Genomic DNA, 20,366 nt, shown 5'->3' with positions numbered 1-20,366 from the left:
ACGACGCCAGACTGTCTCCGGACCCTACGCATGAAGCAACCCACGACCCGCCGCCGGCGATCGTTCCCCCGTTCACTCGTGGTCGTGATCGCAGTCGTCGCGCTTGCGATCGTCGCGTGGCTGTGGTGGTCGGGTTCGCGCGAAGGTGGCGACGAATCGCCCTGGCGCACGGTGCAGGTGGAGCGCGGCGACATCCGTGTGGCGATCTCCGCCACCGGCACGCTCAGCGCCATCTCGACGGTGACCGTGGGCAGCCAGATCTCCGGGCAGGTCACCGACGTGCTGGTCGACTTCAACAGCCAGGTCAAGCAGGGTGACGTGCTTGCGCGCATCGATCCGCGCACCTACGAGGCGCAGATCGAGCAGGGCGCCGCGCAGATCGCCAGTGCGCGCGCCTCGCTGGCCCAGGCGCAGGCGACGCTGCGCAACGCCGAACTGGACTATCGCCGCAAGGCCGACCTCGGCACGCAGAAGCTGGTCGCGCAGTCCGACGTCGACCAGGCGCGCGCAGCGCTGGACCAGGCGCGTGCGCAGATCGCCTCGACCCAGGCGCAGATCCGCCAGCAGACCGCGTCCACCGAGACCACCCGGGTCAACCTCGAGCGCACGGTGATCACTTCACCGGTCGATGGCGTGGTGCTGACCCGCACCATCGAGCCAGGCCAGACCGTGGCGGCCAGCCTGCAGTCGCCGGAGCTGTTCACCATCGCCGAAGACCTGTCCAAGATGAAGATCGAGCTGGCGGTCGACGAGGCTGACATCGGCCAGGTCAAGGCAGGGCAGGCGGTGTCGTTCACAGCCGATGCGTTCCCGGACCGCCAGTTCCGCGGCGTGGTCGACCAGGTGCGCCTCGCCGCGACCACCACCAACAACGTGGTGACCTACCCGGTGGTGGTGAGCGTGGACAATTCCGACAACACCTTGCTGCCCGGACTCACCGTCAACGCCGAGATCGAGGTCAGCAATCGCCAGGACGTGCTGAAGGTGTCCAATGCGGCACTGCGCTACAAGCCGGTGGGCGAGGCCGAGCCTGGACAGGGCGGCGCGGCACGCGGTGGCGCTGGCATGCTCGAGGAACTCGAGCGCGTGGCGGCGGAGCTGGAGCTTGACGACAGCCAGCGCGCCGCCTTCGATGCGGCGCTGGCGGCACAACGCGAGCGCGCCGAGGCGCAGCGCCAGGCCGCGCCCCCCCAGGGGCAATCGCGCCCAGGCGCCGGCGGCCCGCCGGGCATGGCGAGGCCCGGGGGCGCACCCGATCCGGCCATGCGCGCGCAGATGCGCCAGCGCATGCTCGAGCGCATGCAGGAAAGCTTCGCCGGTTTCACCCGTACGCTCGACGAGGCGCAGCGCGCGCGCTGGAATGCGGCGCTGGCCTCGTCCCTCGGTGCCACCCGCGCCACCCTGTACCGGCTGGCCGATGGCCGGCGCGAGGCGGTGCAGGTGCGCGTGGGCGCGAGCGACGGCACCAGCACCGAGGTCCGCGGCGGCGTCGAAGCCGGCGACGAGATCATCACCGGCGAGCGCGCGCGCAGATGAGTACGCCCGCCATCCCGGTGATCGAAACCCGCGGCCTGCGCAAGGTCTATGCCGAAGGCAGCCAGGCCGAGGTCGTCGCGCTGGCGGGCGTGGACCTGCGCATCGCGCGCGGCGAGTTCATCGCCATCATGGGACCGTCCGGTTCCGGCAAATCGACCCTGATGAACCTGGTCGGCTGCCTCGACACGCCGACCTCGGGCCAGTACCTGTGCGACGGCATCGACGTGGCGACGCTGGACCGCGAGCAGCTGGCCGCGCTGCGCCGCGACAAGATCGGATTCGTGTTCCAGGGCTTCAACCTGCTGCCGCGCATGTCGGCCGAGGACAACGTGGCCATGCCGCTGGGGTATGCCCAGGTGCCCCCGGCCGAGCGCAGGCGACTGGCGCAGGAGGCGCTCGCGGCGGTGGGCCTGTCGGGCCGCAGCCACCACCGCCCCAGCGAGCTGTCGGGCGGCCAGCAGCAGCGCGTCGCGATCGCGCGTGCGCTGATCAACCGCCCGCCGATCCTGCTCGCCGACGAGCCCACCGGTGCGCTCGACTCGAAGACCGGCGAGGAGATCCTCACCCTGTTCAAGCGGCTGCGCGACGAGGATCACACCGTGGTCCTGATCACCCATGATCCCGAAGTCGCCGCCCACGCCGACCGCACCTGCGTGATGCACGACGGCCAACTGCACGAGGGCGAGGAGCCGCGCTTGGCCGATGCCCTATCGGCATCGGCCGCGGCTGCGAGCGCCCGGCCTGGGATGGCCGGGCCAGGCGATCCGTGAGCGGTCTGGCTTGCGCCATGGATGGCCGCGGGAAACAACCGGAGCATTCCGCATGAAGTTCAGCGACGTCCTGCGCACCGCCCTGTTCGCGCTGCGCGGCAACTGGATGCGCAGCGCGCTGACCTCGCTGGGCGTGATCATCGGCATCGCCTCGGTGATCGTGATGGTGTCGGTCGGGCAGGGCACGCAGGCGGAAATCGACAAGATGGTCGCGGGCCTGGGCTCGCAGCGCCTGGACATCTCGCCCAACGTCGCGCGCAGCAGCGGCGGTGTGCGCATGAGCGCGAGCAGCTTCTACACTCTGAACCAGGGCGACGTCGATGCGATCCGCAGCGAGATGCCCGAAGTGCAGTACATCTCCGGCTCGCTGCGCGGCAGCAGCCAGGTGGTCTATGCCGAGCGCAACTGGAACAGCAGCTGGCAAGGCGTCGAGCCGGACTACCTGGTGATCAACGGCTGGGCCCTCAGCGATGGCCAGGGCTTCGACGAAGCCGGCGGCGACAAGTCGGTGCTGATCGGCGAGACCGTGCGCCGCGAGCTGTTCGGCGAAGAGAGCGGTATCGGCGAGACCATCCGCATCGGCCGCGTGCCGCTGACGGTAGCCGGCACGCTTGCGCCCAAGGGCCAGAGCAGCTGGGGGCGCGACCAGGACGAGATCGTGATGGTGCCGCTGGAAACCGCGCGCCGTCGGCTGATGGGTTCGATGGGCATGCCGCCGGGCGCGGTGATGGAAATCTCGTTGGCGGTCACCAACCCCGACGACCTGGCCTGGGTGCAGGGCGAGATCGAATCGCTGCTGCGCCAGCGCCATCGCATCACGCCGGGTGCGGACGACGACTTCCGCGTGCGCAACATGTCCGAGATCGTGGCCACGCGCACCGCCACCACGCGCCTGATGTCGTGGCTGCTGGGTGCGGTGGCGACGATCTCGCTGATCGTCGGCGGCATCGGCATCATGAACATCATGCTGGTGTCGGTGACCGAACGCATCCGCGAGATCGGGCTGCGGATGGCGGTCGGCGCCGGGCCGACCGATATCCGCCGCCAGTTCCTGGCCGAGGCCATGCTGCTGTCGCTGGGCGGCGGCCTGCTCGGCATCCTGATCGGAATCGCCGGCGCGTTGCTGGTCGGGCAGTTCAACAGCGAGCTGCCGGTCGAACTCAACGGCCAGGTCATCGCGCTGGCGGCGGGATTCTCGATCGCCACCGGGCTGTTCTTCGGCTACTACCCGGCGCGCAAGGCCAGTCAGCTCGATCCGATCGAGGCGCTGCGGCAGCAGTAGCACTAGCCAAAGGCGCGCTTTCACGGCGCACGCAGGGTTGAATCGACCGGTCCCGGGCGTCGCTTGAGACGCGCTGCAGCTGTCGCCGTAGCGCGGGGCGGTGCGGGGGTCGGCTTTCCGGACAAACTTCGCGCGCGCCCGCTGGCGGGGTCACCAGTCGCGCTGAAGGCCTTTCCCGGCCCGTGGAATGGTGGTCGCAGTCGTCAGCCGCTTGCCGCGTGCTTCCAACGCTTTCCCGCGCTGGAAGACGTGGGAATCACGCGCCGCTGTGGCAAAATTGCGGGGTTGCGGCAGTGGCCGCGCTGCTGAATCCCGCATGCTGTCGATCCCGTGGCAGTCCTGTTCCGATGTCGCCGGTCACCTGATCGAAGGCTACGGTCCCGGGCGCGAAGCCGGCGCCGCGTGATGGCCGACGAAACCGGACACCTGCCCCGCCGTCCCGCCCGCATCCTGATGGCAGCCGTGTGGTCGCTGCAGGGGCTCAAGGCGGCGTGGCTCCATGAGTCGTCGTTCCGGCTCGAGGTGTACCTGCTGGTCGTCCTCGCTCCGCTGGCGCTGTGGCTGGGCGCCGACGGCGTGGAACGCGCGCTGCTGCTGGGCAGCTGCCTGCTGGTGCTGGTGGTCGAACTGCTCAATTCCGCCATCGAGGCGGTGATCGAGCGCTACGGCCCCGAGCACCACGAGCTGGCCGGACGCGCCAAGGACATGGGTTCGGCCGCTGTGTTCGTGAGCATGCTCAACGTTTTGCTGGTGTGGGGCCTGGTCCTGCTCCCGCGCTGGCTGTAGAAACCGAAAAAGAGGAAGTGCTTCGATGCTGGAATTGGTGACTGATCCACAGGTCTGGATCCTGCTGTTGACCTTGAGCACGATCGAGATCGTGCTGGGCATCGACAACCTGGTGTTCATCTCGATCGCGGTCAGCAAGCTGCCGCCGGAGCGGCGCGAGTTCGCGCGCAAGTTCGGCATCGCGGTGGCCTGCATCACCCGCATCGGGCTGCTGCTGACGCTGGCCTGGCTGGCGGGCCTGACCTCGGACCTGTTCGTGGTCCTGGGCCAGGGCATTTCGGTGCGCGACCTGGTGCTGGTCCTGGGCGGCCTGTTCCTGCTGGTGAAGGGCGCGATGGAAATCCGCGACCTCATCGTCGGCGAGCCTGAGTCGGAGGACGTGGATGCGAAACCCAAGGTGTCGTTCGCGGGCGTGATCGCGCAGATCGCCGTCATCGACATCGTGTTCTCGCTGGACTCGGTGATCGCGGCCGTCGGCATGGCCGGCGACTACATCCCGGTGATGGTCGCGGCGATCCTGATCGCGGTGGCGGTGATGCTGCTCGCGGCGCGTCCGCTGGGCCACTTCATCGACAACAACCCGACCATCAAGATGCTGGCGCTGGCCTTCATCCTGCTGATCGGCGCCTATCTGATCGCCGAAGGCCTGGAAGTGCATATCCCGCGCGGCTACATCTACGGCGCCATGGGCTTCTCGGCGCTGGTGGAATGCCTCAACCTCTGGGTCAAGCGCAATGCACGCGGGCGCGGCGAGCGGGCCACGACCGGCGTGGACGTGCGGCTCTGAGCAGTGCAGGCGCAGGTGGTGCCCGGCGCTTGGGCGTCGGGCACAATGACGGCAACCGGCCCGGAGTGACGCGCATCCCATGATCCATCTCCACCAGATCGATCCGGTTGCGTTCGCGCTCGGCCCGGTGCGCGTGCACTGGTACGGGCTGATGTACCTGCTGGCCTTCGCGAGCGCCTGGTGGCTGGGCAACCGGCGGATCCGCGACGGGCGCCTGCCGGTGGACGCCAACGCCTTCGGCGACCTGCTGTTCTACGGCATGATCGGCGTGGTGCTGGGCGGCCGGCTGGGCTCGATCCTGTTCTACGATCTCGGCGGCTACCTGGCCGATCCGGTGCGGATGCTCAAGATCTGGGAAGGCGGGATGAGCTTCCACGGTGGGCTGTTGGGCGTGCTCGTGGCCGCCTGGTACTGGGCACGGCGCCAGGGGCTGCACTTGGTCGATGTGCTCGACTTCATCGTCCCGTGGGTGCCACCGGGCCTGGGCCTGGGCCGCATCGGCAACTACATCGGCGCCGAGCTCTGGGGTAAGTACACGCAGGCCGGTTGGGGCGTGGTATTCCCGACCGATCCGCGCTTCGCCGGCTGGAGCGCCGAGCAGATGCAGGCGCAGTTCGCGTCCGGTGCGCTGGACGCATTCGCGCGTCACCCTTCGCAGCTTTACCAGGCCTTCCTGGAGGGGCTGGTGATGTTCGTGGTGCTGTGGTGGTATTCGTCGAAGCCGCGTCCGCGCTATGCGCTCACCGGACTGTTCGCACTGCTGTACGGGGTGTTTCGCTTCGTGGTCGAGTTCGTGCGCGTGCCCGATGCCGACATCGGCTATCTGGCCCTCGGCTGGCTGACGATGGGACAGCTGCTGTCGCTTCCGCTCATCGCGCTGGGCCTGTTCCTGTTGTGGAAGTCTCACAGCGCGCCGACCCTGCAGCCGTCGCCGGCAGGCGGCACGCCATGAAGCAATACCTCGATCTGCTGCGGCACGTGCTGGAGCACGGCGCGGAGAAGTCCGACCGCACCGGCACCGGCACGCGCAGCGTGTTCGGCTGGCAGATGCGCTTCGACCTGGGCGAAGGCTTCCCGCTGGTCACCACCAAGAAGCTGCACCTGCGCTCGATCATCCACGAGCTGCTGTGGTTCCTGAAGGGCGACACCAACATCGCCTACCTCAAGGACAACGGCGTCGGCATCTGGGACGAGTGGGCGGACGACCAGGGCGAACTCGGCCCGGTCTATGGCCGGCAGTGGCGCGCATGGCCCGACGGGAAGGGTGGCCACATCGACCAGATGCAGTGGCTGGTCGACGAGATCAGCCGCAATCCCGACTCGCGCCGGCTGGTGATCAGTGCATGGAACGTGGCCGAGCTGCCGCAGATGGCGCTGATGCCCTGCCACTCGCTGTTCCAGTTCTACGTGGTGGACGGGAAGCTGAGCTGCCAGCTCTACCAGCGCAGCGGCGACATCTTCCTCGGCGTCCCGTTCAACATCGCCAGCTACGCGCTGCTCACCCACATGGTGGCGCAGGCGACCGGGCTGGGCGTGGGCGATTTCGTGCACACGCTGGGTGATGCGCACCTGTATTCGAATCATTACGACCAGGCGCGCGAGCAACTGGCGCGCGCGCCGCGGCCGTTGCCGCGGCTGCGGCTCAATCCGGACGTCGGCGACCTGTTTGCGTTCGGCTTTGACGACATCGCGATCGAGGGCTACGACCCGCATCCGGCGATCAAGGCCCCGGTGGCGGTGTGAGCGTGGGCCGGCCGGTCGTGGTGGATGGCGGGCCGGCGGACAGTTCCGGATCCGGCATCGCCAGGCAGCCGCTGCGCGTGGTCCTGATCGTCGCGCTGGACCGCAACCGCGCGATCGGCAAAGGCAATGCGCTGCCCTGGCACCTGCCCGACGACCTGCGTCGCTTCAAGGCGCTCACGTTCGGCAAGCCGGTGCTGATGGGGCGCAGGACCGCCGACTCACTGGGGCGCGCGCTGCCGGGTCGACTGAACCTGGTGATGACGCGCAGTGGCCGGGTGCCGTTCGAGGGCATGCGTGCGGTGTCGTCGCTGGACGAGGCGCTGCGGATCGTGGCGGAGCAGGGCGCGCGGGAACTGTGCGTGATCGGCGGCGCGGAAATCTATGCGCAGGCGCTGCCGCGGGCAACGGATCTGCGGCTGACCCGCGTCGATACCGCGGTTGAAGACGCGGACACGTTCTTCCCCGCGTACGATGAAAACGCCTGGCAAGCGATCGCACGCGAACGTCATGGTGCCGACGCGAAGCACGCGTTCGATTTCGAGTTTGTCGATTACGTACGTTGCGAAGAGCGGACGAGCGAGGGTCGCGACGTGTAGGAGCGCCTTCAGGCGCGAACGGGTGGAAGTCCTCCCGCATGACCATCCTGCGGTGCTCGAGAGAACGATACGACCCCACGCCGCCTGTCAGGGCGAGGCGTCGCGGCCCGGCACCTGCACGATGTTCAGCCCTTCGGCGTCGAGTTGGAGCGCGGTGAGCGTGCCGCCCCAGACGGCGCCGGTATCGATCGCATGCACACCGTGGCCGATGAACAGCCCGAGCGACGACCAGTGCCCGCAGACGATCTTCAGGTCGCGCTCGACCCGCCCCGGCACTTCGTACCAGGGATACAGGCCCGGCTGCTGCGTTCCCGGCGCCCCTTTTTCCTCGAACGCGATGCGTCCGCGCGGCGAGCAGTAGCGCATGCGGGTGAACACGTTGATGATCGCGCGGTCGCGGTCGGAGCCACGCAGGTTCGGCGACCAGATGGGCTGGTCGCCATACATGTTCCTGAGCAGCTTGCGCGCTTCCTCGCCGCGCAGCTTGTGCTCGATCTCGCGCGCGTGCTGTTCGGCGATGGCGGTGGTCCACTTGGGTGCCAGGCCGGCGTGCACCATCATCCATCCCAGCCCGCGATCGACATGCACCAGCGGCTGCATGCGCAGCCAGTCGAGCAGTATGTCGCGGTCCTGCGCGAACAGCACCGACTGCAGGTCGGGCTTGACCTTGCGCTGCTCGGGAACGCTGCGCTCGGCGATCGAGAGCAGCGACAGATCGTGGTTGCCAAGCACGCTGACGACGTTGTCGCGCAGTGAATGCACCAGGCGCAGGGTTTCCAGCGACTCGCCGCCACGATTGACCAGGTCGCCACAGAACCACAGCCGGTCGCTGGTCGGATCGAAGCGGATCTTCTCCAGCAGCCGCTGCGTGGGGCCGTAGCAGCCCTGCAGGTCTCCGATCGCCCAGACGGCCATGCGCGCGTCAGTGCAGCGTGCGCGGCACGGCGAGCGTGAACGGCGGGATCGGTGCGTCGAAGCGGGTGCCGTCGTCACCGACCATGTCGTAGCGGCCCTCCATGGTACCGACCGCGGTGGGCAGGGTAGCGCCGGAGGTGTAGACGAACTGCTCGCCGGGCTCCAGCCGCGGCTGTTCACCGACCACGCCGTCGCCGCGCACTTCCTCGGTCCGGCCGTTGGCGTCGGTGATCACCCAATGGCGGGACACCAGCTGCGCGGGCAGGCGGCCGAGGTTGCGGATGCGGATGGTGTAGGCGAATACGTAACGGTCGTCCTCGGGCGCGGATTCCTCGTCGAGGAACTGCGTTGCGATCTGGATCTCGAGGCTATAGTCGGCGGTACGGCTCATGCGCCCAGTGTATGCGTTGGCCGTGAATGGTTCGACTACGTTTGCGGCATCGCCTGCGCGAATTGCGGCACGCGGCCGGTCCGCCGCACCCGCGCTCAGGTCTCGGCGGTGCGGTTTGCAAGGCGCACGAAGTCGGCCACCGCCAACTGTTCGGCGCGGGCCTGCGGATCGACGTCAGCTGCACGGATCACGCTTTCGTCACACAACCTGGACAGGGCGTTGCGCAGCGTCTTGCGGCGCTGGCCGAACGCGTCGCGGACGATCGCGGCAAAGCGTGCCGGATCGTCGATGCCGACGGTGTCGGGCGCTCGCGGCACCAGCCGCACCACTGCAGAATCGACCTTCGGGGGCGGCCGGAACGCGCCTGGTCCGACCGTGAACAGCGCCGTCACCCGGCACGAGGCCTGCAGCATCACGCTCAGCCGGCCGTAGACCTTGCTGCCCGGTGCGGCGGCCATGCGGTCGACCACTTCCTTCTGCAGCATGAAGTGCATGTCGCGGACCATCGCGGCGTGGTCGAGTGCGTGGAACAGGATCGGCGAGGACAGGTTGTAGGGCAAGTTGCCCACCAGGCGGATCGGCTCGCCCTGCGCGAGCGCGGTGAAGTCGACGTCCAGCACGTTGGCGTGCACCAGCGTGAGTTCGCCGTGCGGGCGTGCCGCTTCGGTGAGCGGCGCCAGCAGGTCGCGGTCGAACTCGATCGCGGTCAGGCTGCCGTGGCGCTGCAGCAGCGGGAAGGTCATGGCGCCCTGGCCGGGACCGATCTCGACGATGCGGTCGCCCGGCTTCGGATCGACCGCGAGGATGATCTTTGCGACCACGCCGCGCTCGTGCAGGAAGTGCTGCCCGAGGGACTTCTTGGCAGGTCCGCTGAAGCCGCTCACAGCGCGCGCGCCGCGGACGACACATCGCGATTGTCGAAATCGGCCCAGTCGATTGATTGCATGTTCGGGAATCGGCAGTCGCCTGAAGCTGTCATGGCGAGGATAGCGGGAACCCGGGTGTGGAAGCGGGATTTGTCGCCACGCGGGAACGAACGACTGCAAGGCGCTTCAAGCCCTGCAGGCGGTAGAACGAACCCGACGTCAGCGGACTTCAGCAATTGCGCCGCGCCAGCCGCGCGCAGGTTTCGATCGCGGCGAACAGGCTCGAAGGATCCGCCCGGCCGCTGCCCGCAAGATCGAAGGCGGTGCCGTGGTCGACGGCGACGCGCGGCCAGGGCAGGCCCAGGGTCAGGTTCACCGCGCGCTCGAAGCCGCTGTACTTGAGCACCGGCAGGCCCTGGTCGTGGTACATCGCCAGGACCGCGTCGAACCCGCGCAGCTTTGCCGGCAGGAAGGCGGTATCGGCCGGCAGCGGGCCGTGCAGGCACATGCCTTCGGCGCGCAGCCGTTCGAGCAGTGGTTCGATCACTTCGATCTCCTCGCGCCCCAGGTGTCCGGCCTCGCCCGCGTGCGGGTTGAGGCCGAGGACCGCGATGCGCGGCGCATCGATGCCGAAGTCGCGCTGCAGGGCGCCATGCAGGATGCGCAGCACGCGCTCAAGCGCTGCGGGCGTGATCGCGTCCGCGACTTCGCGCAGCGGCAGGTGGGTGGTGGCAAGCGCGACGCGCACGATGTCGTTGGCCAGCATCATCACCACGTCGCAGCCAGCGTGCGCAGCCAGCAGCTCGGTGGTACCCGAGTAGGCGATACCGCCGAGGTTGATCGTGGCCTTGTGCACCGGGCCGGTGACGATGCCGTGGCAAATGCCGTCCTGGCAGGCGGACGCCGCACGCGTCAGCGCCTCGATCACGAAGCTCGCATTGCGTGGATCGGCCTGGCCTGGCGCGCAGGAAACGGGCGCGGGGATCACGACCAGGCGCAGTTCACCCGGTGCAACGGCCTTGGCGTCCGGCGCGAGCAGCGTCAGCGGCAGGCCGAGACGCGCGGCGGCGTCCTGCAGCGTCGCAGGATCGCCAAAGCCAATGAGGTCCGCCTCCCAGTCGCGCTGCGCGGCGCGTACGCACAGCTCCGGTCCGACGCCGGCCGGTTCGCCCGGTACCAGCGCCAGCCGCGGACGGGACATCTCAGCCGCCGTCGCTGTCGGCCTGTGCGTTGCCCGCGCGGATGTCGACATAGGCTTCGCCGCGCATCTCGCGCACGTAGCGGTCCCACTCGTCTTCGAGCTTGCGCTGGCCGATGGACTCGCGGATCTGCGCACGCCTGTTGTCGTCGCCGGCGCTGGCCTGGCGCACGGCCACGCGCTGCATGATGTGCCAGCCGGCCTGGGTCCTGAACGCGGCGGAGACCTGGCCGTCTTCCAGCAACGAGACCTGGCCGCCGAACTCGGGGCCGAACTCGTCCTGCGTGAACCAGCCCAGATCGCCGCCTTCGGCCTTGCTGACCGTGTCATCGGAGCTTTCGCGCGCGACTTCCTGGAAATCGGCGCCGCCCGCGATACGCGCACGCAGGCCGTCGATCCGGGCCTTGGCCTCGCCATCGCCGCCGGCGCCTTCGGCCGGGCGGATCAGGATGTGGCGGGCGCTGTACTGGGTCACCGTACCGCCACCTGCAGCCTGTTCACCTTCGCGCGTGTCCACCAGCTGCAGCAGCTGGAAGCCGCTCGGCCCGCGGGTCGGGCCGATCACGTCGCCGGGCGACATGGTGCGGATCGCGTTGGCGAATGCCACGGGGATTTCATCGAGGCTGCGCCATCCCAGGCTGCCGCCTTCGAGGGCGTTTGGACTGTCGGAATAGCGCACCGCCGCAGCCGCGAACTCGATTTCACGGCGGTCGAGCAGGCTCTTGATGCCGTCGATCTTTTGCTGTCCCGTCGCGATCTGCTCGGGTGTCGCGCCTTCGGGCAGCGCCACCAGGATGTGGGCCAGCTGGTACTGCGCGCCGCTGGCCTGCGAGGCCATTGCCGCGTCCACCTCGGCGTCGCTGACGCTGACCCGGCTCTGCGCGAAGCGCTGTCGCATGCGCTGGATCACCATTTCATCGCGCAGCGAACTGCGGAAGTCCTCGATCGACATGCCGTCGCGCATCAACTGCTGGCGCAACTGGTCGGGCGAGAGGTTGTTCTGCTGCGCGATGTTGCCGACCGCGGTGTCGAGTTCGGCATCGCTCACGCGCACGCCGGTCTCTGCCGCGCGCGCGGTCTGCAGCTTGACCAGCACCAAGCGCTCCAGAACCTGGCGCTCCAGCACGGCGCGCGGCGGCAGCTGGCCTTGGCGGCTGGCGTACTGGGCCACGATATTGGCGACCGCGCGGTCCAGTTCGCTCTGCAGGATGACGTCCTCGTCGACCACGGCGGCGATGCGCTCGAGCGGCTGGACGGATTGCGCCTGGAGGGTGCCCACGAACAGCAGGGCGGCGCACAGGAATGCGAAGCGGGTCTTCATGGAGAGAGGTCTGTGGGAGATTCGTCGTCGTCCAGGCCGCTGCGCAGCTCCGACGGCGGGACGAGATAGAGGTCGTCGCGGTGATAGCCGAGGATAGCACGGCGCAACCGACCCCGATTGTCGGGTCCGGCCGAGCCCAGTCCCTTGAGTTCGATCTCGAGCTGGATCGAATCGTTCATCTCGCCGCGGGTATTACGCACGTAGCGGCGACCGACCAGGCGCGCGGCGATGCAGCAGCTTTCCCACTGCACGCCGGCGATGCCTTCGAGCACCTGCCGGTCCTTGATCGAGTAGTAATAGCGGCCGACCAGGCTCCAGGACGGGTTGATCGGATACAGGAAGGATAGGTCGACCTGCTCGAGCAGGTCGGTCTGGCGCAGCACGTCGCGGCGGTAGCGGTAGGCCAGGTTGATGATGCCGTCGTCGCCGACCAGGTAGCGGGTGCGGACGCTGGCCAGGTCCTCGCGCCGGCTGGTCTGGTTCCACTGGTAGGAGGCGCCGACGGTCCAGCGATCGTTGATCGCGTAGTTCGCATCAGCCACCCAGGACGAGCTGCCCTTCTGGACCGGAACCTCGTTGCCCAGGGTGACCCGCGCATCCTCGAAGTAGCGGATCTGGCCGACGCTGGCGGACAGCTTCTCGCGACCGTCGGCCTCGCGGATCAGGCGCGTGGTGAGGGCCGTCGTCAGCTGGTTGGCGTCGCCCTGGCGGTCAGCGCCGGAATAGCGGTTGTCGCGGAACAACTGGCCCCAGCTGAAGGTCATGGGCCGGGTGTCGAACAGCGGCATGTCGCCCTGCGCGCGGTAGGGCGAATTGAGATAGAACACGCGCGGCTCGAGCGTATGCAAGAAGGTCTCGCCGCGGAAGCGCGTGTCGCGGTCGAAGAAGAGGCCGGCGTCGACGGTGCCGATCGGCTGGCTGCGCGAAGGCGTGCGGTTGGCGAACGCATCGTCCAGCTGGTACCCGGTATACCGCCAGGCCATGGTCGGCGTCACATACCAGCTGGGGCCTTCCAGCGGCATGCTGAGCCAGGGCTTGAGGTCAAGGCGGCTGCCACCTGGCTTGGTCTCGGCATCGACGTGGGCGAACCGTACCGCCTCGGTGTCGGCGCCGGCGACGAACAGGCCGAACGGCTGCTCCCAGCGGAAATACGCGCGCGGCAGGCGGTTGTAGGGCAGCCGCGACTCGTCGATCGTGTAGTCGGTGAGGTGGCGGTACTCGCCCAGCAGGGCGGCATTCCAGAACCGGCCGCGTCCATAGACCCCGGCGCTGCTGAGAAGCGAGGACACGGCCAGTCCTTCCGCAGTGCTGCTCGAATCCTCGATCCAGCGCGGATCGCTGATCCAGTACATGTTGGCGCGCGCCTGCCAGGTGCGGTTGAGGTTCTGCGCACCCGTGTAGCGGAACATCCCGCGGTTGTCCTCGCGGTAGTTCTCGACCGGGATCCCGTCGGCGATTTCCTCGGCCCGCTCGCGCCAGGTCAGATCGTCCGAGGGCAATGCCTGCAGTTCGAAGGTGCCGCGGCCGCGATCGGTGAGGTAGCGGAACTCGGTGTCGAGCTGCAGGCCGCGGTTGCTCATCCAGCGCGGGGTCAGGGTGAGGTCGTAGTTGGGCGCGAGGTTGAAGTAGATCGGCTGGCGCCAGTCGAAGCCGTTGCGGCTGGACAGGCCGATGCTGGGATACAGCAGGCCGGTGCGGCGGCGGTCATCGATCGGGAACGCCACCCACGGCACGTACAGCACGGGCACCTTGCCCACGCGCAGGGTCGCGTTGCGGGCGACGCCGGTGCCTTCATCCGTATCGATGTCGATGCGCTGCGCACGCAGCTCCCACCAGCGCTGGCTGGGCGGGCAGGTCGAGTAGGTGGACTCGAACATCCGCCCCTGCGCTTGTTGCATCTCGATACGCTCTGCGCCGCCGTTGCCGCGGCGTTCTGTCAGCTGGTAGCGCACGTTGTCGATGCGGTGCGAGTCGGTGTTCTGGTCGCCCTCGAGGCGCTCGGCCACCACCCGCATGCCCGAGTCCTGGTAGCGCACGTTGCCGGTGGCGGTATAGGTGCCGGTGGCCTGCGAGAACGCGATGTCGTCGGTGCCCAGGAACTGGTCGCCGCGGCGCAGGGTGACGTTGCCGGTCACGTTGTAGATGCCACCGTCCACGCCCAGGGTCTCGTCACCCTGGATGTCGGTGGGCAGGTTCTCGCGATCGGCGACGCTGCCGACCGGTGCCTGGGCGTCGGGAAACAGCGGCACGGCATCCTCGACCGGGCACAGGGCCCAGTTCACCGGGATGTCGTCATCCGCGTGGGCTGCCAGCGACAGGGCGATGCAGAGCGGCAGGGGCAGCAGGCGGAACGCAGCTCGCACGCGACGAATCCCGGGGGCGGAAAGGTCGCTAGCTTGCCGCAAGCCTCGTGCAGCGGCAATGCAGGCCACCAGTACCGGTTCATGCAGCCGGGGCGGGGCCTGCCGCCAGCGCAGCCACGTGTGCCACCGCGCCTTCGCCCAGCGCCTGCAGGTGGTAGCCACCCTCGAGCATCGAGACGACGCGGCCCCCGCAGTGGCGGGCGGCCACCCGGCCCAGTTCACACGTGAGCCAGCCGAAGTCCTCCGGGCCGAGCGCCAGCTGCGCGTGGGGATCGCGGCGGTCGCCGTCGAAGCCGGCCGACACCAGCAGCAGCTGCGGCGCGAACGCGTCCAGCGCCGGCAGCAGAAGGTCCTGCCAGCTGCGCCGGAACGCCTCGCTGCCGCTGCCGACCGGCAGCGGCGCGTTGACGATGTTGCCGGCGCCGCGTTCGTTGCCGGCGCCGGTGCCTGGATACAGCGGCGACTGGTGCGAACTGAGGTAGAGCACGCGCGGATCCTGCTCGAAGATCGCCTGCGTGCCGTTGCCGTGGTGCACGTCGAAGTCGACGATCGCCACGCGCGCCAGGCCGAAGCGGTCGAGTGCATGCGCCGCGGCAACGGCGATGTTGTTGAACAGGCAGAAGCCCATCGCGGCGTCGACGGTGGCGTGGTGCCCCGGCGGACGCACGGCGCAGAAGGCGACGTCGGCTTCGCCCTGCATCACCGCCTCGGTGGCGGCGATGCCTGCGCCGACCGCGCGCAGTGCCGCCTCGGGCGAGCCGGGCGAGGCCACCGTATCGGGATCGAGCCGGGTCCTGCCCGGTGGATGTGGTGACAGGACCGTGGCCAGCAGGCGCGGGTCGTGCACGCGCAGCAGCTGTCCGCGGGTGGCCCGCGGGGCCTCGATCCATTCCAGCTGCGGCAATGCCTCGTGCAGGGCTTCGAGCACGGCGCCCAGGCGGTCGGCGCATTCGGGGTGGCCCGGCCCGGTGTCGTGCTCCAGGCACGCGGGATGGGTGTAGCCGAGGATGCGCGCCATGGCGGTATCCCTAGCGGCGTTCGTGGCGCCAGAGGACCTCGCCGTGGCCATCGGCACGCGCCAGCACCCGAGCCAGCACGAACAGCAGGTCCGAGAGCCGGTTGAGGTAACCGATCGCCTGCGGGCGCACGCGTTCCTTGCACGACAGCGTCACCGTTTCGCGCTCGGCGCGGCGCACCACGGTGCGGGCGACATGGCAGCGCGCCGCCGCCTCGCCGCCGCCCGGCAGGATGAAATCCTTGAGGGGGGGCAGGGCCTCGTTGTAGTGGTCGAGCCGTTCTTCCAGCCGCTCGATGTCCGCATCGGCGATGGCGGCGTGGCCGGGGATGCACAGCTCGCCGCCGAGGTCGAACAGCTGGTGCTGCACCGAGACCAGCAGGTCGCGCACGTCCTCGGGCAACTGCGCCGCCAGCAGCAGGCCGATTGCCGAGTTGGCCTCGTCCACGGTGCCGTAGGCGATTACACGCGCCGCATCCTTGGCGATCCGGGTGCCGTCCCCCAGCCCGGTGGTGCCGTCGTCGCCGGTGCGGGTGTAGATCTTGGAAAGACGGTTGCCCACGTCGCGGCCGATGGGCTAGACGGTTTGTGCGCGCAGCGCGGGCAGGCGGCCGCGCAACAGGGCGAAGCCGCCGAACAGCAGCGCAGAATAGGCCATGGTGCTGAGCAGGGTGGTCTTGAAGAACGGCACCGCGGCCACGTAGCAGGGCAGCAGGCCCGCGCTGCAGGCCGGGTAGCCAGGCACCATGAACGAGGTCAGCCAGACCGCGAAGTTGCTGACCAGGAAGAACAGCACCGAGCCGGCCAGCGAGTAACCCAGCACGCGGGCGCCATTGACCCGGCCGCGCAGCCCGAACGCCAGCGCCACCGTGGCGGCGATGCACAGGTAGTTGGCCAGCAGGCTGGGCAGGTAGGCGGTGGTGGTGAAATAGGCCAGGTAGGTGTCGCCGCGGAGCATGCCGAGCACCAGGTCCGCGACCAGCATGGCCAACACCGGCACGACGAACGCGAGGTGGCGGCTGGCGAAGTACGCGCCACCGAAGAGCGCGATCGCCTCGATCGGCGCGAAGTTCGGCGGCAGCGGCAGCAGGCGCGAGAACGCGGCCAGCAGGATCATCGCCGTCAGGACCAGGGGGCCGGGTGCGAGCGGGGTGTCGGAGGCGGGTCGGGTCATGGCGTGTGGTCGCGGGGCGGTGGAAACCCCGCCATTCTACCCGTTCGGGCAGACGCCGGCCGGGCCGGCCTTCGCGCTGGCGGCCTGGCCGCTGCCGGTATCATGCCGCGGCATGACAGACCCGCAGATCCACGACGTGCTGATCATCGGCGGCGGCCTCGTCGGCGCCAGCCTGGCGCTTGCGCTCGACCGTGCCGGCGTGCCCGCCACCCTGCTCGAAGCCACGCCGCCGGTCGCGATGCCGGAGGTGTTCGACCAGCGCAACCTCAGCTTCGCCGAGGCCACCGTCAACGCGCTCGGCGCGTTGGGCGTGATGGCGCGCCTGCAGCGGCCCGCCGGCGTGATCCGCCGCATCCACATCAGTCGCGAGGGGGACTTCGGGCAGGCCTGTCTGCAGGCGCCGGACTTCGGGCGTGACGCGTTCGGGCAGGTGGTGGTGGCGCGCGATTTCGGCGAAGCGCTGGAGTCGCGGCTCTCCGAATCAGGCCACCTCACGCGCCTGCGGCCGGCGCGCTTCCTTGGTTTCGACGGCTCACGGGACGAAGCGGTGCAGCGGGTGCGCGTGGCCGATGCCGACGGCGAGCGCGTGCTGGCCGCGCGCCTGGTGGTGGCGGCCGATGGGGCCGCCAGCCTGGTGCGCCAGAACTTGGGCATCGAGGCGGCGACGCACGACTACGGCCAGCGCCTGTTCGTGGCGCGCCTGCGCACGCAACGGGCGCCCGATGGCACCGCCTACGAGCGCCTGCGCGATGCCGGTCCCACGGCGCTGCTGCCGCGCGGCGACCGCTGCTACGGCATCGTCCACGGCGTGGCGACGGAGGAGGCCACCGCGGTGGCGGCGCTGGATGCGCGCGGGTTTCTCGCGCGCGTGCAGGAGGCATTCGGCTGGCGCGCGGGACGTTTCCTGGAGGTGGGCGAACGCAGCGTGTATCCCGCGCTGCGCGTCGTCGCCGAGCGCACCATCGCGCGCCGCGTGGTCCTGGTCGGCAACGCGGCCCAGGCCCTGCATCCGATCGGCGCGCAGGGCTTCAACCTCGGGCTGCGCGATGCCCTCACCCTGGCCGAACTGGTGGCCGGCGCGGAGGACCCCGGCGCCGAAGCGCTGCTCGAGGTCTACGTACGGCGTCGACACGAGGACCGCAGCCGCACCCTTGCGTTTTCCGACGGACTGGCGCGGATCACCGCCAATCCCGCGCCCCTGCTGCGGCCGCTGCGCAGCCTGGGCCTGATGGCGATCGGGGCGGTGCCTTCGTTGCAATCGCTGCTGGCCGGCGGCGCGATGGGCTATCGCGGCGATTTGCCGGCCCTGTGCCGCGGCAGCGCCGCATGAGCCGCCGCGATCCGCACGACGTGGTGGTGGTGGGCGGCGGCGTCGTCGGCGCTGCCTGCGCGCTGGCGCTGACGCAGATGGGGCTGGACACCTGCCTGGTCGAATCCAGGCGTCCGCCGGACTGGTCGCGCGACACGCCCGACCTGCGCGTCTACGCGCTCGCGCCCGACAACGCCGCGCTGCTCGATTCGCTCGGTGCATGGCGGGCGGTGCGCGAGGCGCGCGCGCATCCCTACCGCCGCATGCACGTCTGGGACGCGGCCGCCGGCAGTCCCATCGTGTTCGATGTCGATGCACTGGCCCGCACCAGCCTGGGCTGGATCGTCGAGCACGGCCTGCTGGTGGACGCGCTTTGGCAGCGGCTGGAGCAGGCAGGCGTACGCCTGCGCTGTCCAGCGGCGGTCGAAACGCTGGAGGACGACGCCGACGGCGTGCGCCTGCGCCTGGACGACGGCAGCCGCGTCGACGCGCGCATCGCGGTCGCCGCCGACGGCGCGGCCTCGCGCCTGCGATCCCTTGCAGGCATCGAGGTGGACGCACGCGACTATGCCCAGCAGGGCGTGGTCGCCTACGTGCGCACGCAGCAGCCCCACGAAGACACCGCCTGGCAGCGCTTCCTGCCGACCGGACCGCTGGCGCTGCTGCCCTGCGCCGACGGCAGCTGTTCGATCGTCTGGACGCTGCCCGATGACGAGGCTGCGCGCGTGCTGGCGCTGGATGACGACGCGTTCGGGCGCGAACTCACCACCGCCTTCGAGGCGCGCCTTGGAGCCATCGTGGCGCTGGGTCGTCGCGTCGCCTTCCCGCTGCGGCGCCAGCTCGCGGCGAGCCAGCAGCGAGGCCGCGTGCTGGTGATCGGGGATGCGGCCCATGCCGTGCATCCGCTTGCGGGGCAGGGCGTGAACCTCGGCCTGCGTGACGTCGCCGCGCTGCGCGCGAGCGTGCTGGAGGCGCGCGATCGCCGCGCCGCCTGGGATGCGCCGCAGCGGCTGGCGCGCTGGGCGCGTACCCGGCGCAGCGAGAACGCGGTCGCTGCCTACACCTTCGAAGGCATCAACCGGCTGTTCTCCAACGACGCGCTCGCGCCGACCCTGCTGCGCGGGCAGCTGCTCGGCATCGCCGGGCGCATGCCGCCGCTGCTGGACCTGTTCTGGCGCCGCGCCGCGGGCGGATGACCCGCTGCTGCAGGCCTGGCGGCAGCCTCAGTGCGCCGCCGGTGCCGTGCTGCCGCGCAGCCGCTGGACCAGCGTGACCACGCCGACCACCAGGGCACCTGCCACGATGCCGACCGCCGCGTTGATCAGCATCGGCGTGAGCGCGCCCAGCACCACGCCTACGCCAGGCACATGCGTGGCCTCGACCGCTGCGTCGCCGATCCACTCGCTGACCGCATGGAAACCGTGTGTCAGGATGCCGCCGCCCACCAGGAACATCGCCGCGGTGCCGGCCACTGCAAGGCCCTTCATCAGCCATGGCGCCATGCGCAGGATGCCGGTGCCCACTGCGCGTGAAAAGCCGCTATTGCCGCGGCTCAGGTACAGGCCGAGGTCGTCGAGCTTGACGATGCCGGCGACCAGTCCGTAGACGCCGACCGTCATCAGCACCGCGATGCCGATCAGTACGCCCACCTGCACCGAGAACGGCTGGTTGGTGACGGTGCCCAGCGAGATGACGATGATCTCGGCCGACAGGATGAAGTCGGTCCGCACCGCACCCTTGATTTTGCCCTTCTCGATGGCGACCAGTTCGGTGTCGGTTTGTTCCAGGGCCGCCGCGTGTGCCACGTGGCGCTGCTGGTCTTCATCGCGGCTGTGCAGGAACCGGTGCAGCAGTTTCTCCGCGCCCTCGTAGCAGAGGAATAGCCCGCCGACCATGAGCAGCGGGGTCACCAGCCAGGGCAGGAAGGTGCTGATCGCCAGCGCCGCGGGCACCAGGATCAGTTTGTTGCGCGCCGAGCCCTTCGCCACGGCCCAGACCACCGGCAGCTCGCGGTCGGCGCGCACGCCACTGACCTGTTCGGCGTTGAGCGCCAGATCGTCGCCGAGCACGCCGGCGGTTTTCCTGGCTGCCACCTTGGTCATCACCGACACGTCGTCGAGGATGGTGGCGATGTCGTCGAGCAGGACAAGCAGGCTGGAGGCCATGGAGGGTGCCGGAACCGGGGAGGGCGATTGTAGGGCCGCGCGCGTATCGGGAAGGGTGATGGGCGGCAGGCTGACGGCATGACGCCGCCGGATGCCGGCGGCGTCGGTCACGGTATGGCGCTGGAAGCCTGTCTCGCAGCCTCGACGCC

The 20,366-nt window shown here is 69.5% G+C and carries 19 protein-coding genes and 1 pseudogene; 10 read left to right on the top strand and 10 right to left on the bottom strand.

Going from position 1 to position 20,366, the window contains the following annotated elements:
* Positions 1-30: 30 nt before the first annotated feature.
* From ACW5EG_RS10730 to ACW5EG_RS10695, 8 genes are all read left to right on the top strand, one after another.
* Positions 31-1,536 (top strand): efflux RND transporter periplasmic adaptor subunit, encoded by a 1,506-nt coding sequence (locus ACW5EG_RS10730; RefSeq protein ID WP_457019468.1) that lies wholly within the window; start codon positions 31-33, stop codon positions 1,534-1,536.
* Positions 1,533-2,306 (top strand): ABC transporter ATP-binding protein, encoded by a 774-nt coding sequence (locus tag ACW5EG_RS10725; protein WP_457021447.1) that lies wholly within the window; start codon positions 1,533-1,535, stop codon positions 2,304-2,306. Before ACW5EG_RS10730 ends, ACW5EG_RS10725 begins: the two co-directional genes overlap by 4 nt.
* A 52-nt stretch (positions 2,307-2,358) precedes the next feature.
* Positions 2,359-3,588: an ABC transporter permease gene (locus ACW5EG_RS10720; RefSeq protein ID WP_457019472.1), complete on the top strand. Its 1,230-nt coding sequence runs from the start codon at positions 2,359-2,361 to the stop codon at positions 3,586-3,588.
* 405 nt (positions 3,589-3,993) lie between these two features.
* Positions 3,994-4,374: a diacylglycerol kinase gene (locus ACW5EG_RS10715; protein WP_457019474.1), complete on the top strand. Its 381-nt coding sequence runs from the start codon at positions 3,994-3,996 to the stop codon at positions 4,372-4,374.
* Positions 4,375-4,399: 25 nt separating this feature from the next.
* A complete protein-coding gene (locus tag ACW5EG_RS10710) occupies positions 4,400-5,161 on the top strand; it encodes a TerC family protein (RefSeq protein WP_457019476.1) in 762 nt (253 codons plus the stop codon).
* Positions 5,162-5,240: 79 nt separating this feature from the next.
* The gene (gene lgt / locus ACW5EG_RS10705; protein WP_457019477.1) at positions 5,241-6,113 is read left to right on the top strand and encodes a prolipoprotein diacylglyceryl transferase; all 873 of its coding nucleotides are present in this window, start codon (positions 5,241-5,243) and stop codon (positions 6,111-6,113) included.
* Positions 6,110-6,904 carry a thymidylate synthase gene (locus tag ACW5EG_RS10700; protein ID WP_457021446.1) on the top strand — a complete coding sequence of 265 codons (795 nt, stop codon included), beginning with the start codon at positions 6,110-6,112 and terminating at the stop codon, positions 6,902-6,904. The genes lgt and ACW5EG_RS10700 overlap by 4 nt, the downstream gene beginning before the upstream one ends.
* Before the next feature lie 71 nt (positions 6,905-6,975).
* A complete protein-coding gene (locus ACW5EG_RS10695) occupies positions 6,976-7,500 on the top strand; it encodes a dihydrofolate reductase (RefSeq protein ID WP_457021794.1) in 525 nt (174 codons plus the stop codon).
* Between the two features lie 93 nt (positions 7,501-7,593).
* On the opposite strand, the pseudogene ACW5EG_RS10690 reads toward ACW5EG_RS10695, so the two are convergent.
* The 9 genes and pseudogenes from ACW5EG_RS10690 to ACW5EG_RS10650 all read right to left on the bottom strand — a co-directional run.
* Positions 7,594-8,415: pseudogene (locus ACW5EG_RS10690) on the bottom strand (symmetrical bis(5'-nucleosyl)-tetraphosphatase); the annotation flags it as partial.
* 7 nt (positions 8,416-8,422) lie between these two features.
* Entirely contained in the window at positions 8,423-8,806 is a 384-nt protein-coding gene (apaG, locus tag ACW5EG_RS10685; RefSeq protein WP_457019482.1) for a Co2+/Mg2+ efflux protein ApaG, read from the bottom strand.
* A 95-nt stretch (positions 8,807-8,901) separates the two neighbouring features.
* Positions 8,902-9,690, bottom strand: coding sequence for a 16S rRNA (adenine(1518)-N(6)/adenine(1519)-N(6))-dimethyltransferase RsmA (gene rsmA / locus ACW5EG_RS10680; protein ID WP_457019483.1), 789 nt, complete (start codon positions 9,688-9,690; stop codon positions 8,902-8,904).
* A gap of 211 nt (positions 9,691-9,901) precedes the next feature.
* Complete coding sequence (gene pdxA / locus ACW5EG_RS10675; protein ID WP_457021445.1) at positions 9,902-10,873, bottom strand: 4-hydroxythreonine-4-phosphate dehydrogenase PdxA; 972 nt, start codon at positions 10,871-10,873, stop codon at positions 9,902-9,904.
* A gap of 1 nt (position 10,874) precedes the next feature.
* Positions 10,875-12,191: a peptidylprolyl isomerase gene (locus ACW5EG_RS10670; protein WP_457021444.1), complete on the bottom strand. Its 1,317-nt coding sequence runs from the start codon at positions 12,189-12,191 to the stop codon at positions 10,875-10,877.
* Entirely contained in the window at positions 12,188-14,554 is a 2,367-nt protein-coding gene (lptD, locus tag ACW5EG_RS10665) for an LPS assembly protein LptD (protein ID WP_457021443.1), read from the bottom strand. The genes ACW5EG_RS10670 and lptD overlap by 4 nt, the downstream gene beginning before the upstream one ends.
* Before the next feature lie 79 nt (positions 14,555-14,633).
* On the bottom strand, positions 14,634-15,563 hold the full coding sequence (locus ACW5EG_RS10660; protein ID WP_457019586.1) for a histone deacetylase family protein: 930 nt from the start codon (positions 15,561-15,563) through the stop codon (positions 14,634-14,636).
* A gap of 19 nt (positions 15,564-15,582) precedes the next feature.
* Entirely contained in the window at positions 15,583-16,131 is a 549-nt protein-coding gene (locus ACW5EG_RS10655; RefSeq protein ID WP_457019491.1) for a cob(I)yrinic acid a,c-diamide adenosyltransferase, read from the bottom strand.
* A 15-nt stretch (positions 16,132-16,146) separates the two neighbouring features.
* Positions 16,147-16,743, bottom strand: coding sequence for a DUF6580 family putative transport protein (locus ACW5EG_RS10650; RefSeq protein WP_457019492.1), 597 nt, complete (start codon positions 16,741-16,743; stop codon positions 16,147-16,149).
* A 112-nt stretch (positions 16,744-16,855) separates the two neighbouring features.
* Here ACW5EG_RS10650 and ubiH point away from each other — a divergent pair, with 112 nt between their 5' ends.
* Complete coding sequence (ubiH, locus tag ACW5EG_RS10645; protein WP_457021792.1) at positions 16,856-18,073, top strand: 2-octaprenyl-6-methoxyphenyl hydroxylase; 1,218 nt, start codon at positions 16,856-16,858, stop codon at positions 18,071-18,073.
* The gene (locus ACW5EG_RS10640) at positions 18,070-19,248 is read left to right on the top strand and encodes an FAD-dependent oxidoreductase (RefSeq protein WP_457021442.1); all 1,179 of its coding nucleotides are present in this window, start codon (positions 18,070-18,072) and stop codon (positions 19,246-19,248) included. The genes ubiH and ACW5EG_RS10640 overlap by 4 nt, the downstream gene beginning before the upstream one ends.
* Before the next feature lie 27 nt (positions 19,249-19,275).
* Here ACW5EG_RS10640 and ACW5EG_RS10635 read toward each other — a convergent pair whose 3' ends face one another.
* Entirely contained in the window at positions 19,276-20,217 is a 942-nt protein-coding gene (locus ACW5EG_RS10635) for a DUF808 domain-containing protein (RefSeq protein ID WP_457019496.1), read from the bottom strand.
* Positions 20,218-20,366 lie beyond the last annotated feature (149 nt).

Source organism: Luteimonas sp. A611 (assembly GCF_054072715.1).
The sequence above is the reverse complement of the archived record's forward strand: the minus strand, read 5'-3'. Positions and strand labels throughout refer to the sequence as shown.